General features: G+C 45.5%; 12 protein-coding genes. 3 read left to right on the top strand and 9 right to left on the bottom strand.

Annotated elements, in window-relative coordinates:
* Window positions 1-118: 118 nt before the first annotated feature.
* The 3 genes from MKY23_RS12435 to MKY23_RS12425 form a co-directional block, all read right to left on the bottom strand.
* Complete coding sequence (locus MKY23_RS12435) at window positions 119-1,570, bottom strand: glycoside hydrolase family 32 protein (protein WP_339838425.1); 1,452 nt, start codon at window positions 1,568-1,570, stop codon at window positions 119-121.
* 113 nt (window positions 1,571-1,683) lie between these two features.
* Window positions 1,684-2,835 (bottom strand): iron-containing alcohol dehydrogenase, encoded by a 1,152-nt coding sequence (locus MKY23_RS12430; protein ID WP_339838422.1) that lies wholly within the window; start codon window positions 2,833-2,835, stop codon window positions 1,684-1,686.
* A 205-nt stretch (window positions 2,836-3,040) separates the two neighbouring features.
* A complete protein-coding gene (locus tag MKY23_RS12425; RefSeq protein ID WP_339838419.1) occupies window positions 3,041-4,735 on the bottom strand; it encodes a M3 family oligoendopeptidase in 1,695 nt (564 codons plus the stop codon).
* A 592-nt stretch (window positions 4,736-5,327) separates the two neighbouring features.
* On the opposite strand from MKY23_RS12425, the gene MKY23_RS12420 reads away from it, so the two are divergent.
* On the top strand, window positions 5,328-6,083 hold the full coding sequence (locus MKY23_RS12420; protein ID WP_339838416.1) for a hypothetical protein: 756 nt from the start codon (window positions 5,328-5,330) through the stop codon (window positions 6,081-6,083).
* Between the two features lie 120 nt (window positions 6,084-6,203).
* Window positions 6,204-6,416 (top strand): hypothetical protein, encoded by a 213-nt coding sequence (locus MKY23_RS12415; RefSeq protein ID WP_253495001.1) that lies wholly within the window; start codon window positions 6,204-6,206, stop codon window positions 6,414-6,416.
* A gap of 109 nt (window positions 6,417-6,525) precedes the next feature.
* Here MKY23_RS12415 and MKY23_RS12410 read toward each other — a convergent pair whose 3' ends face one another.
* Window positions 6,526-9,285 carry a PAS domain S-box protein gene (locus MKY23_RS12410; RefSeq protein ID WP_339838409.1) on the bottom strand — a complete coding sequence of 920 codons (2,760 nt, stop codon included), beginning with the start codon at window positions 9,283-9,285 and terminating at the stop codon, window positions 6,526-6,528.
* 202 nt (window positions 9,286-9,487) lie between these two features.
* Here MKY23_RS12410 and MKY23_RS12405 point away from each other — a divergent pair, with 202 nt between their 5' ends.
* Window positions 9,488-10,312, top strand: a complete 825-nt coding sequence (locus MKY23_RS12405; protein WP_090920700.1) for a protein-glutamine gamma-glutamyltransferase — start codon at window positions 9,488-9,490, stop codon at window positions 10,310-10,312.
* A 116-nt stretch (window positions 10,313-10,428) separates the two neighbouring features.
* On the opposite strand, the gene infC is transcribed toward MKY23_RS12405, so the two are convergent.
* The 5 genes from infC to MKY23_RS12380 form a co-directional block, all read right to left on the bottom strand.
* Window positions 10,429-10,920, bottom strand: coding sequence for a translation initiation factor IF-3 (gene infC / locus MKY23_RS12400; protein ID WP_154887349.1), 492 nt, complete (start codon window positions 10,918-10,920; stop codon window positions 10,429-10,431).
* A gap of 189 nt (window positions 10,921-11,109) precedes the next feature.
* A complete protein-coding gene (locus MKY23_RS12395) occupies window positions 11,110-12,042 on the bottom strand; it encodes a manganese-dependent inorganic pyrophosphatase (protein WP_154886198.1) in 933 nt (310 codons plus the stop codon).
* 210 nt (window positions 12,043-12,252) lie between these two features.
* Window positions 12,253-12,576: a (2Fe-2S) ferredoxin domain-containing protein gene (locus MKY23_RS12390; protein ID WP_154886199.1), complete on the bottom strand. Its 324-nt coding sequence runs from the start codon at window positions 12,574-12,576 to the stop codon at window positions 12,253-12,255.
* A 117-nt stretch (window positions 12,577-12,693) separates the two neighbouring features.
* Window positions 12,694-13,440 carry a metallophosphoesterase family protein gene (locus MKY23_RS12385; RefSeq protein WP_339838403.1) on the bottom strand — a complete coding sequence of 249 codons (747 nt, stop codon included), beginning with the start codon at window positions 13,438-13,440 and terminating at the stop codon, window positions 12,694-12,696.
* A 141-nt stretch (window positions 13,441-13,581) separates the two neighbouring features.
* Entirely contained in the window at window positions 13,582-14,589 is a 1,008-nt protein-coding gene (locus MKY23_RS12380) for an LLM class flavin-dependent oxidoreductase (RefSeq protein ID WP_339838400.1), read from the bottom strand.
* Window positions 14,590-14,594: the final 5 nt, after the last annotated feature.

Here is a 14,594-nt window from a genome sequence, read left to right as displayed (position 1 = left end):
GCTGCCAATAGTCCGACCTACATTATTACGCATTAGACTTTATTTGTGAAGATGTCTATAGACACATTGAATACGTATGCATCAAAGAAGCCGGATTTCTCCGGCTCTAACACTGCACTTATCCTATTTTACACTCCAATTCACCCGTATAGCTCACATAAGCTTTCAGATCATATACCACATTGCTTAATACGTACTGCCCCTGATTCACAAAAATTTCAATCAAGTTAGGTTCTACAAAAATGTTGAGTTCACAGTTCCCCTGAAGCTCCCGAGTCTGAAACTGAAGATCATATTGATCCAGGCCTCTAAACACCTCTGCCCGATCGGTATGCACTCTTCCGTCTTCCAGCCATACGCGATAACCGCCAATATCCAGAACCTGATGTTCCTGCAACACAACTTTCAATTGAAATGGCTTGGCATAATTAATCTGCTCGACAGGGATAGGGGTCTTAAAATGTGTCTCCACCTCAGGATGCACTCGGAAATATATCTGTTCGTCCTCGACCTCGATGACTCGTGGCAAGGCCATCATGCCAATCCACGGCTTCTCACCCGGATTCTCCACAGGTAGCGGCATCCGCATCCAGGCTACCATGACTCGGCGCCCTGCTGCATCCAGATTCGTCTGAGGCGCATACAAGTCCCCACCATAATCGACCATATTCAATTGATCCGGAATGATGATATCGCAGCTCTCTTCTTTGAAGGAAACCAGACTGCACATCGCGTGACTTGTATACAACGGTTCGCTTTGAATCCCTTCCGGGGACATCAGCAGTACAGTCTGCTGGGCTCCACTCGAATGATCCAACAAACTGAAAATATCCGGGCACTCCCACATATACCCCAGCCCTGACTTGGTATAGCTGTTCACATACGTCCACTGGAGCAGATCCTCACTTGAATAAAACAAAAGCTTGCCCTGTCGATCTCTCGTCTTGGTGCCCAAAATCATATAATACCGATCCCTGTACTTCCACACTTTTGGATCACGTGTATGCGTGCGATCCCCCAGAACAGAATCGACGATCGGCGGTATGATCTGCTGCTTAGAGGTCAGGTTATCAAACGTATAGCCATCCTCCGAGATGATCACAGCCTGACTTGACTCGAATTGATCATCCACAATCACATGAATGTTCTCTTCATTGAGCACATCGTATTTGACAGCGGTATAAAATAAAAACATTTGGCCTTGCACTTCGAGTGCCGTTCCAGAGAAACAACCATTTTGGTCATACCCTTTGCTTGGATATAGGGCTATAGGATGGTGCGTCCATGTGACCAAATCCGGGCTGGTCGCATGACCCCAATGCATGGTGCCCCACTGCAGGCCATACGGGAAGTATTGATAGAATAAGTGGTACTCTCCTCGGTAATAGATAAACCCGTTCGGGTCATTCATCCAGTTGCCAGGTGCTTTTACATGTAATTGATCCTGTTTCATCACGGCCTCCATCAACGATTTAAATACATTGGAGTCTCCAACATAGTATGTAACGCCAACATTATTAACTTTTTCAACAACAGATGTAAGCGTATCCCACAATTCATATCTATTCAAGTCAAATCAAGTCAAGTCAAAAAAAGCCGCTGATCTCAGCGACTCCATTGTATCATTATTTATTTCTCTATAGTCTAAACCTGAGTAGTATAAAAGCTTCTCTTCAATCTGTTCTAGATTATCTTTCGGAAAAGGTTCATAACCTCATCCTTGGACGGTTGATACGGATTACCTGGTGCACAAGCATCTTTCATTGCATTACTTGCAAGCAACTCCACATCCGGGTTCTGTACCCCAAGTTCGGACAGCTTTTCAGGAATCCCCACTTCTTTGGCCAGGTTCCGAATCGCAGTAATGACGTATGCTGCACACTCCTCATCGGTGCGCTCCTTTACATCCATCCCGATCGCCTTGGCGATATGACGGAATTTGTCCGGCACATGTTTGGCATTCATCTCTTCAACATAAGGAAGCAACATCGCGTTACACACACCATGCGGTAGATCATATACCCCGCCTAATTGATGTGCCATGGCATGAACATATCCGAGACCCGCATTGTTAAAAGCAATACCTCCCAGGAAACAGGCGTAAGTCATATACTCCCTTGCTTCCAGATCAGTCCCATCCTTCACTGCTCTTGGCAAATATTCAAAGATCAATTTGACCGCAGCAGCAGCCGTTGCACTTGTAACCGTAAATCCGCCTGGTGTAACCATCGCTTCAACCGCATGGGTTAACGCGTCCATACCCGTTGCAGCAGTCAGACTCGCAGGTTTACTCAGCATAAGTTCTGGATCATTTACCGACAGATCAACTAGACAGTTCCGGTCTACCATCACCATTTTCACTTTTCGCTCCTCATCTGTAATCACGTAGTTCATCGTTACCTCGCTTGATGTACCAGCTGTTGTATTCACAGCTACCAGCGGGACCGATTTGGTTCGGGATTGGTGCAGTCCTTCATATTGACGGATGTGTCCACCGTTTGCAGCAACGATTCCAATCGCTTTTGCAGCATCCTGCGGTGAACCTCCGCCTATCGATATAATGGCGTCACAGCCATGGTTCTGGAATACTTGTAACCCTTCATGCACTTGCTCGCATGTTGGATTGGGCTGTACCTCATCATATACGACATAGTCTAACCCTGCTTTCCGCAGCGTAGACAATACACGTTCGGCAATACCTGACGTAACCAGTTCTTGATCCGTAACGACCAGAGCCTTACGTATACCCATCTGTCCAATCATTGGAGCTGCATCCTGCAAACACCCTCTACCCATCAAATTCACGGGTGGGACATAATATGCATGCGTTGCCATCTGAACCAGCCTCCTGTAACCCTGATTTACTACCTTTATTGTAACTGAATCCGTTTCCAGCTATAGTGAAATAAATCACAATCAACTGATAAATGTTACATTGTCCCATACAGCTAACCGGATTTTATAGTTTCTTTGATCATAAAAAAGACGACTTGGACACCCGCAGGGTCTAAGCCGTCATATCGTTTGATTACTTTTCCGATTACAATGCCTTGTCGTTTACACTATCAAGCCAAGCTTCAATCTCACCAATGACGGATGATACACAGCCGTCTTCAAATGGTGATTTTAAACCAGCAAGCTCCACCAGACCTGTGAAGGATAGGCTACCACCAGCTTTGCACAATGTCAGATAATCAGCCCATGCTGATTTCATATCTTCATTACTGCGTTTCCAGAACTGGAACGCACAGATTTGTGCCAGCGTGTAGTCAATGTAATAGAATGGTGAAGAGAAAATATGACCTTGTTTATGCCAGAATCCGCCTTGCTCCAGATATGCGTTATCCTTGTAGTTGATATGCGGCAGATAAGTCTTCTCAATGTTACGCCAAGCCTGCTTGCGTTCTGCTGGTGTCGCATCCGGGTTCGCATAGACAAAATGCTGGAATTCATCCACAGATACACCATATGGAATAAACAACAGGGCTGAGGACAAATGATCGAACTTGTACTTGTCTGTATCTTCCTTGAAGAACAGCTCCATCCATGGCCAAGTGAAAAACTCCATACTCATGGAATGAATCTCTGCGGATTCAAATGTAGGCCAGTTATATTCCGGCACAGCAAAGTTACGGCTCTCATATACCTGGAAAGCATGTCCAGCTTCATGGGTCAATACATCAATGTCACCCGACGTACCGTTGAAGTTGGAGAAAATAAACGGCACTTTGTAATCGTTCAGGAACGTGCAATATCCGCCGCCCTGTTTACCTTTTTTACTAACCAGATCCATCAATTCATTCTCCGTCATCATCTGGAAGAACACATCGGTCTCTGGTGAAAGTTCTGCGTACATACGTTTCCCGTTCTCTACGATCCAGTCCGGATCACCTTTGGGTGTTGGATTGCCCGTTTTGAAACTAAAACCCTGATCGTAAAAATAAAGCGTATCGACATCAATCCGGCTACGCTGACGCTCTCTGAGCTTGGTCGCCACAGGTACGATGTAGTCGCGGACTTGCGCACGGAAGTTAGCGACCATCTCCGCATTATAATCTGTACGGTTCATACGGTCATAACCAAGCTCCACATAGCTCGGATACCCCAGTTTTTTCGCAATCTGTGTACGTACCTTCACCAGTTCATCGTAAATGCGGTCAAATTCAGCTTCGTGCTCCGCCATAAATGTATATCGGGCTTCCGAAGCACGTTCACGCATCGAACGATCCGTAGACAGCTCAAACGGATGAAGCTGAGGCAGCGTGCGTTCTTCGCCTTCGAATTGAATTTTGGCAGAAGCAATCAGCTGATTGTATTCCGTAGAAAGTTTATTTTCCTTCTGGAGGTCTTCAATGATCTCCGGGCTGAATGTTTTCAAAGCTTGCTCAGCGAGCTGAAACAGCTGGGGTCCCCACTTTTTCTCTAGTTCTGCACGGAACTTGGAGTTCACCAGTGCACGGTAAAAATCGGTAATGTATTCCTGAACAACAGGCTGACTATCATCCAGGAATTCATTCTCTGCCTTATAAAACTCATCATTGGTATCAATAGAATGACGGATATAGACCAGCTGTGCTTGCGTTTCAAAATCGTTACGCAAAGCATTGATCTTGTCCATGAATTCACTCTGCTCTTCCACTGTAGATGCCGCTTCGAATCCCTTCAGCAGTTCACCGAAAGAGGTCTTGATGTGTTCCAGATCGGGACGTGTATACGTGTATTCACTAAACTTCATTTATGTACACCCTTTCCTGTTTGGCAAATTTCGGGAAAAACCCGAGAAGCTATCCCTTATTATACAAAAGTGAAGCCTAAAAATCCCAACTTTACGAAAAATATTTGTCCATCGGTCAAATGCTTTTACATAAATATCAAATAAGCCCGCCTCGCATCTGCGAAGCAAGCTTATAGGCTTGTCTTTTTCAATTGTTCCTATGGATGGTTCCACAATTAATGTTTGTCTTCGTCAACAATCTTATAGAACCAGCCCATTCCAATCATACCCACAACCATAATCGCAGCTAGAATAATAATATAAGTCATGAATGTACCTCCCTTGCCCGTATATTCATCTCTATCTTAGTGTACACGCGGAATGGCCGTTTGAATTAACCGAACATTGACAAAAATACGAAATCTTTAATTTTAATCAACGATAAACATCACTTTTACTTTACTTTTTTAATCCAGCGCCATAGTAATCTCACCATTTACCCCGTTTTATACATCTTGTTCGCATCTCCGGTCGTTCCGTTGTATACTATACTTCTGGATTGGATAGATATGGACATTACCACACTAGACCTACGCAGAAAGGCAGGCTCCACATGTCAACTCGCATTTCTATACGTCAATTATCGCTTTCTATTATGCTTCTCATCATGCTTATCATGTTGTCCGCCTGTGCAGATGGAGAAGCCCATGTAACTGTGAATACAGATGGAACGGCCGATCTGGATCTGAATCTAAGTGTGTCGGACTCGGCCCTTGGCAAAATTGGACAAGACAATCTAATGCCCTTGCTAGCTGAAGCCTTGGAACGGAATAATTTTAAGACAGAAGTGACCAAACAGGCGGACCAGAACGTGTTGAAAGCAACGACTCATTATGAAAAAAGAAACATGACCGGATTCGATTCCTCGAAGCTACCGCCAGGAATTCATATCGAACAATCCAAGACACCAGGTTTTTTCACATCACAATTGCATATCCTTGCCGATGCTGACCTTATGGAATCCATGCCCGATGGGGATATTAAAGATAGGATCAATAGCGTTCCGGGTTTTCTCAAACGGCTTTTGTTAAAAGATGTGAATTTTGATTTCAAACTCTCTCTGCCGATTAAAGCCCAGGATTCCAATGCTGATCAGATAGAAGATGGCGGTAAAACGCTAATCTGGAACGTTTCTCCTTTGCAAAAGAATAAGCTGGATTTGACAGTACAGATTCCGAATATTCGGAATATCCTGTTAGTGGCCATCGCAGGCCTTGTGTTGATCCTGGCCTTGCTCATCTGGTTCTTCATGCGGCGCAGACGGACAAGACGACAGAAAAATTCGATTGCAGATCTAAAAAATTCATGACCCCTTCCGGGCAATGAGATTTGTGACTTGCCAAACGGTGTTATGGATAGTAGAATACATCCGTACTGTGAGAACGTTTAACGATGATTAAAGCAAAAACTAAAGAGGTGAACAAGTTTCATGAATATCCGGGAATGCGCCCTGCCTGGTATCGGGGTGAAGTACCAGTTCCATACAAAAGGTGGTAATCAGTTAGTCATCATCAAACACGAAGACGGACGCCGTGAGTTATTTTCGGTGAATCCGAAGGATGAGGAAGAGCTCACACTGATTGCAGAATTGGAAGATGATGAATGTGTAACACTCTCAGGATTAATCGGAGGATGGTCCTGATTACGGAGTTTTTAAACAGTGTAGTAACGTCAATCACTTAAACGTACAAAAGCCAGCAGCTTTAAACTTCAAAAAACCTGTACTCCATTGGAGTTACAGGTTTTTTGAGTTAATCATTCCAATTCCCCCGGTGGGATTGAATATAAGGTACCCATGTGTTCAGCACTCGGATAATTTCTGCAGAGTGGAAAGGTTTGCTTATGAAGTCTTGCATTCCGCATTGCAAACAAGCTTCCCGATCTCGCTCCCCTGCAAAGGCTGTTATCGCAGCGATCACAGGGATTTCCGGATGCATTTTCCTAATCTCACAAGTCGCTTCAATCCCATCCATCACAGGCATTTGGATATCCATGAAAATCAGATCATAAGGGGTAGTTGCAAGCAAATGTATAGCTTGTTCTCCATTTTCCACAACATCGCACACCCCGCCAAATTTGCGAAGCATTTCCTCCAGAAGATGGCTATTCACAGCCTGATCCTCGGCAATCAAAATCCGAATGCCTCGTGCAAGGCGGTTACGCTCTGGCAATTCTACCGTGACAGCAACCTCACCTTCTTCTGACACCATTTCCTCCTCTCTCCACTTGTCCAGCATAATAGTAAACTGGAATTCCGCCCCCTGCCCAATCTCACTTTGAACTCCGATAGCTCCGCCCATTAGCTCCACTAATTTCTTGCTAATGGCAAGTCCCAGCCCCGTTCCTCCAAATTTCCGATTAATCGCTGGGTCCAACTGAGAGAAGGATTGAAATAATTGATGCTGTTTATCAAATGCAATACCAATGCCTGTATCTTTGACTTTAAACGAAAGCATCAGCTGATCTGGACCATATGCTTGCGAAGAATCCATCTCCGCAACGATCGTGACGCTTCCTTTTTCAGTAAATTTAACAGCATTACCCACCAAATTAATCAGAATTTGACGAATTCTTGTCTCATCTCCGCATACACGTTCCGGAATGTGATCCGATATTTCACTGTACAGCTCAATATTCTTCTCAGAGGCTTTAATGGAGAACAGCTCTATTACACTGCCTAACATGTCCCGAATATCTACTGGCCCCTGTTCCAGATCCATTTTGCCTGCTTCGATTTTACTGAAATCCAGTATTTCATTCAAAATATAGAGTAGCGACTCCCCGCTATCAATCATGATCTCGGCAAATCCCTGTTGCTCCTCATTCAGCTCCGTTTCCATCAAAAGATGTGCCATTCCCATAATCCCGTTTAGCGGTGTACGAAGCTCGTGGCTCATAATGGCAAGAAACTCGGATTTTGCACGATCCGCATGCTCTGCTGCTTCCTTGGCACGAATGATTTCTTTTACCGAAGTCATATCACGGAAGACCAGCACAGCACCACGTGTTTTCCCTTGATCCATAATCGGCTTCAGTTGGAACTCTGCAAGAAAACTCGATCCGTCCTGACGCCAAAATACGGATTCTGTACGAGGCAAGGCCCTACCTTCACGCACAGCCCGCAAAATAGGTGTGCCGTTCGTCGGATATGGAATGCCCTCGCTCTGCATCTGTATCATCATTTTTTCCAAAGGTTTACCGTTCATCTCACTCGGACAGATATTCATCATCTCCGCCGCTGCAGGATTGGCAAAATTCACGTTTCCATCCAGATCCAGCCCAATCACACCTTCGGACATTCCATTCAAGATCAGTGCTCTTTCATAACTTAAATTTTCAATCTCTTCGACGTAACGTTTGGCTGCTGTAACATCACTCGTAATGCCATAGACACCAACCACTTTATCTTCTAATAAAATAGGAACGTTGATTACACTTGTCTCGATTCGTTGTCCATCCTTATGAATCAGACCAATCTCATAACGCTGCGCTACACCCTTGACCGATTCTTCAAAATGATAACGCGTCTTCTCCAAGTCGACCGGATCAATCAGATGATCAAAAGGTCGGCTTAACAGTTCTTCTTTGCTATGCCCTGTTAATTGCTCCTGCCCAACATTCGCTTTCAGCAAGTTCCCGTCCAGATCCAGAGATGCCACACCAAGCGGATTACAATCAAACAACGACTTGTACTCCTGCAAATTCAATTGTTGCTGTTTGCTTTCTGTAATATCACGTGTGACTGCAACCATCTCTTGCAAATTTCCCGACTCGTCACAAACATAATGAGTCAGCGTATCCGCCCATACAAGGGAACCATCTTTGTGCACTAGACGATAACTAATCCGCTCCGGAGTGAGCCCGATCATCTGACGGCGGATATAAGCCTTTACAGCCGGGATATCGTCCTGATGAATACAGAACATTCCTGAGCGTCCGATCATTTCTTCAGGCTCGTAACCGAGCATTTTTCTGCTGGCATGTGATACATATTTGAACGTGCGCTCGGCATCCGCTTCGTGAATTGCAATCAGATCCATGGATGATTCAGCCAGGATGCGCGAAATACGACTACTTTCTTCCAGTTGTTGACGCTGATTAAGAAGCGTTTCTTCCGCCTCTTTTTGCTTCGTAATGTCTGCAGCTTGTACTAGTAAATATAATGGCTCTCCGCTTACCTCGTCCCGGACAATGCAAGCTCTGATTGTTGCCCACAGCAACGTGCCGTTTTTTCGTTTCAGGCGCACCTCTGTTTCATACATCGGCTGTTCACCGTTGGTCATTTCCCAGAAATTACGGCGAAACTCTTCGTACCTGAGGTCCTCTTCATAAATCATATGTACAACGGAAGTATGCAACAGTTCTTCCTCCGTTGATCCAAGCATCTCGCAAAAAGCTGGATTTAACTGCACCCACAGTCCATTAACATGAGAAGCGACAGCAATGCCGATTGGCGCGTGTGTGTATAATTGTTCGAACAGAGACCGGCTCTGTGTGATGGAGTTCGACACTACGTATCCTCCCTTACCGAGAATGTAAATGTTATTCGTATGAACAGATCGACCTGAACATAACTATATCTTATAGAGTAGTACCCCAAATACCACGATAGTTAAACGAAACAAAAGCAAAAAAACATGGCAACAATCGACACGTTAAGATCTTCAGCTTTTCAGCACACCCAGGTCATGAAAGAACGGAGGTTATTGCCCCATGATTATTGTTGCGAATCAACCGATTCAACTGTCGCCATCCGAATGGTCTGCATTTGAATGGTACTGGTTACAGCAGCTACAAAACCGCCCCATTAGGTATGTGTATCAATCCATGGAACATCTCCATTTTGAATGGAGCTTAAGAGAATCCCTTGTTGATGCAGCCGAAGGGTTGAACCGAAGCGGTGTCAGCTTTGCCTCATTCGAAGACTCCAGGTGTAACCCTGCCTTTTGGAATCGAAATGCACGGGGTGGATTCGAGCTAAGGCCAGATGTAACACCTGCAGAAGGCATCCGAGATATATGGAGAAACGGACGCTTATATGCGTTCGAGTGTGCAACCGCTACCGTTATTGTACTCTATGGAGGCGTACTTGGAAGCATCCGTGAGGATGCCTTTAATTCATTATTCCGTAATCTGTTGCTATTTGACTGGCATTACGACAGTGATCTGCGTTTGACAGAAAAGAATGGCAAGGAACTCGCACTACCTGGAGATGTGCTTTATTTCAAAAATCCAGACGTGTCACCCAAAACCCCTGAATGGCAAGGTGAAAACACCATTATGTTGAGGGAAAACTGGTACTACGGACATGGTATTGGCATTGCAAACGGTCAGGAAATTATTCGAACCTTAAATCATTTTCGTTTTCCCGGCAGCATGACCTCGGCCTATTTAATGGATATGGTCATATATCCAGACTTCCTTTATTTATCCCGCTATGCCAAAAATGCCACCGGCAACAACCCGGACATAACCACACCCGTATTACCTGGACAAATGTATGTTCGAGTGGGCGGCAGCCGCTATTTGCGTACTTGAATGTCTGATCATGAGATCAGTTACGCGTCATTAATAGAATAACCCATACATTGCAAAAAGCCCAATCACAAGCAGCCATGGCGCTGACTTGATATTGGGCTCCTTGCAATATGTTATCAGTTCGGTGGATCAAGCTGAACCACAACTTGCTTGCCGCTAACCTGAACTCCTGTCGTTTTAGTGCCGTGTTCTTTCAACGCTTTGCACAGTTCTTCTGCCCAGGCTTTGCCTGACTCTCCCTCTTTGGCTCCATGCACTTGGATGACCAATTTCACGGAGTCACCTTTTTTCAGAATACGCTCTGCTTGTGACTGCTTCACATCCCGGTCATGATCCTCCATTTGCAGATGCAGGCGAATTTCCTTTACTTTGCGTTTATCCGGAGATTTGCCTGCCTTTTTCTTCGCCTGCTGTGCTTCTTCACGGGCAGCGCCCGCACCAATCAGTTTACACGGAGGTGGGCTGGTCATCAGGGACAAACATACCAAGTCTACCTTATGCTGTTTGGCCAGTGCCAGTGCTTCCCGTGTTGACATGACGCCCAGGTCTTCTCCATTCAGACCGGTGAGTTGCACTTCGTTAGCTTTGATCTTTTCATTTTTAATGATCTGAGCCATGCATCTTCCTCCTTGACATGAAAAGCCTGTCCTGATCACTGAAGATCAGAGCAGGCTTAAATATTAGACTACATTTCGTGTGCTGTTATAAACGTTACCCACATTGCATACGTTGCGTTAAGATTAACAACCTGTCATTACGATGACTTTTTCTCGTAATATTGTGGCGTGTCCCCCGAATTACAACGAGTTAAATGCTTCTGTCAGAACAGGTACGATCTGCGATTTGCGAGATACAACGCCTTTGAGCAATGCTTTGTGGTCTGTCAGCGTTACATTGTATGCTTTTTCAACCGCTTGAGTAGATGCACCATAAGCCAGTCCAACGGAGTCGTTGTTCAAGATATCCGTCACAACAAACAAGAACAGGTCAAGTCCTTTGCTGGAGATAATCGCTTCAATCGCCGCTTCAAGCTCTGGCTGTTTTACCAGTACATCATTAACGTCAACCGCATTCACTTGGGCGATTTCCACTTTCGCTGTACCCATAGCGAATTCTTTCGCATCCAGAGAGATCAGCTCAGCAATTGTTTTCTGACTCAAGTCTGCGCCAGCTTTCAGCATGTCCAGACCATAGCTATCTGCATCTACACCGGCAATAGCAGCCAGCTCACGTGCTGCAGCTACGTCTTGCTCTGTGCAAGTTGGAGATTTGAACAACAAGGAATCCGAGATAATCGCGGACAACATCAGACCCGCGATCGGCGCGCTGATTTCGATGCCGTTCTCTTTGTACATTTTGTTCAAAATCGTTGCAGTACAGCCTACAGGCTCCGCACGGAAATACAAAGGCTGACTTGTCTCAAAATTGGCAATACGGTGATGGTCAATGACTTCAACAACGGTTACATCTTCAATATCGCTTACACTTTGCTGACGCTCATTGTGATCCACCAGAATGACTTTATTCACTTCGTTAGCCGCTGTTTTGATCATACGCGGTGCTTCAACTTTGAATTGATCCAGTGCGAACTGCGTTTCGCCATTCACTTCGCCCAGGCGCACGGCTTCAACTTCCTGTCCCAATTTGCTTTTCAGGTCTGCATACGCGATTGCTGAGCAGATCGTGTCTGTATCCGGGTTTTTGTGGCCGAAAATTAGTACTTTTTCCATATTCATAGCCCTCCGTCAATTCGAGTTTAAGTTAATCTTATCCTTATTTGAATCATACCTTACTGATTATAGCGCTTATACGTCTTAATTCCAATCCCTTTACAGCGAATTAATCAGAGATTACATGAAGGCCAGTTTCGCAAGTAGCGAACGCCGGGAATCAAGAAGAAGCTATTGGCTTATTATCATCAACAGGTATCCACGTCTGTTCTAATTTGCAGGGGTGTTCGCTACATTTGTAATCAGATGTCCGTCCAGCTTGTCACCTTTACACAGGGCTTGCACGAGCTCCCGGCCTGATTCCGGGGTCATTTTACCGTACCAGTCCCCTTGCGGATACACAATGGTTACACATCCATCATCACAGCGGCCATTACATTTGGTACGTGTTGTATGAATGAATCCTCCGGCCTGTTGTTTCGCAATTTCGTCCCGCACCGCCTGAGTGACTTCTTCCCCCTCATTACGCATGCATGTTCCGCCGTTACAGAGTAAAATATGGTGTTGCAGTTGATCCAGATTATAGATAGCCAAACTCGCTTCATTCCTCTCACATCAATAGGATATGTATCTTTTTATGATTGCACAGTATAACATTACAACTCTATAAATTAGCACATCTATCCAGGTTTGTGCAACGATAACGATAAACTACAGCTCAGGATCGAACGTATTCAATCCTTTTTTCACAAAGAATGTCTGCAAACGACCTGCTTCGTTAATCTCCAGCAAATTCAATTGTGCACCATAAGCACATCCACCGTCTATACCGATCTTGTCTCCGCGCGGGTCCATCCAGATTCCAGGCTCATCCTGCAAATATTGCACAGGGGTATGTCCAAACACAACAATCTCCTGAAGTGCTGTAGGTCTGCTGTAAAAAGGTTCGCGAATCCAGAGAAAATCCCGTTCGGACTGGTTTCTCCAGTCGGCTACATCCGGGTTAATGCCCGCGTGTACGAAAATGTATCCCGGAATTTCATACGACAACGGAAGCTCGTCCAGAAAATGCAGATGATGCTCATAATGAGAGCGCATCCATTGTTTATCCTGAGCATACCCCTGCCAGTCCATCTGATCACCATCATACGAAACGGGTAGATAACTCGCGAGTGTCTGTAATCCGCCATTGCGAATCCAGTGTAAATCGTACTCTTCGACATCATGGGTCAGAGCCTTCACCATCATGGCATCATGATTTCCCTTGAGAATAACGATTTGGTTCTCTTGTCTTAGCTTCATAATCTGCTCAATGACCTGTTTGCTTTTAGGGCCTCGATCTACATAATCCCCCAGCAAAATCAACTCATCCTGCGACGGGTCGTAATGAACCTGCTCCAGCAGTGCATTGAATTCATCATAACAACCGTGAATGTCACTGATGACACATCTGCGCAAGTGAATCTCCTCTCTTTCCGGTTGAGCCCAAAATGCAAACCGAAACCTTGTCTTCCTGCTGCAACAAAAACTGCAGCCAAGTCAACAAGGTTCCCGTCTTATCCAAACTTATATTCCAGGTCCTATAGGTATAATCCTGCTTTAGTTCTGATTCAGACCGAAAGCTTCTGCAATCAGACGGAAAGAACGCAGACGTGCTTCGAACGAATGGATGGCAGACGCAATAATCACTTCATCGGCTTCGTGACGTTCAGCCATCGCAATAATTTTGTCCTTCACCTGATCCGGCGTGCCAATGATGGAGAATGAGCGGCGCTGACGAATCTGTTCGAGCTCCATCGCTGTATATGGGTAGTTATTCACTGTTTCAAGCGAAGGGAAGGACTTCTGTTCCAGTCCACGTCCAAGTCGCAGGAAAAATAACTCATTGCTGCGAGCCAGTTCAGCGGCTTCTTCTTCTGTCTCCGCACAGAAAGCGGAGACCGCAATCATGGAGTGAGGTTTGTCGCCTAGAATGGACGGTTTGAAGTGGCGACGATAATGTTTCATCGCTTCCTCACCGCCTGGTGTTCCAAAGAACTGGGCAAATGCATAGGCAGTCCCTTGCGCCGCGGCAATCCTTGCTCCTTCCGAGCTGGACCCCAAGAGCCATACTTCGGGTACCGTTGGAACGGAAGGTCCGGCTACAAGGGAAGCAAAACGATGATCTTCAGGCAACTGCTCGTGGAAGTAACCACCAAGATCCGCAATCTGTTGCGGGAAAAACTGTACATTCGATGATTTGCCCTCGTTCAATGCCCTACTGGCAATAGGCATACCTCCTGGTGCACGCCCAATGCCAAGGTCGATGCGTCCTGGGTGCAAAGCTTCAAGCAAACGGAAGTTTTCCGCCACTTTATACGCGCTGTAATGCGGCAGCATAACGCCTCCTGATCCTACTCGAATACGCTCCGTATGGGCAGCCACATGGCCAATCATGATTTCCGGGCTTGAAAAGGACAACGCACCTCCGCCGTGATGCTCGGACATCCAAAATCGGGAATAACCTAGTTGTTCAGCATGTTGCGCTAACGTTACAGCTTCCTGCAAGGCATCATGTACATGGCGACCCTCGCTAATGTGTCCATGCTCCAGTACACTCAATTTCATATATA

This window comes from Paenibacillus sp. FSL R7-0272, from assembly GCF_037969905.1.
Classification (GTDB): Bacteria; Bacillota; Bacilli; order Paenibacillales; family Paenibacillaceae; genus Paenibacillus; species Paenibacillus polysaccharolyticus.
The sequence above is the reverse complement of the archived record's forward strand: the minus strand, read 5'-3'. Positions and strand labels throughout refer to the sequence as shown.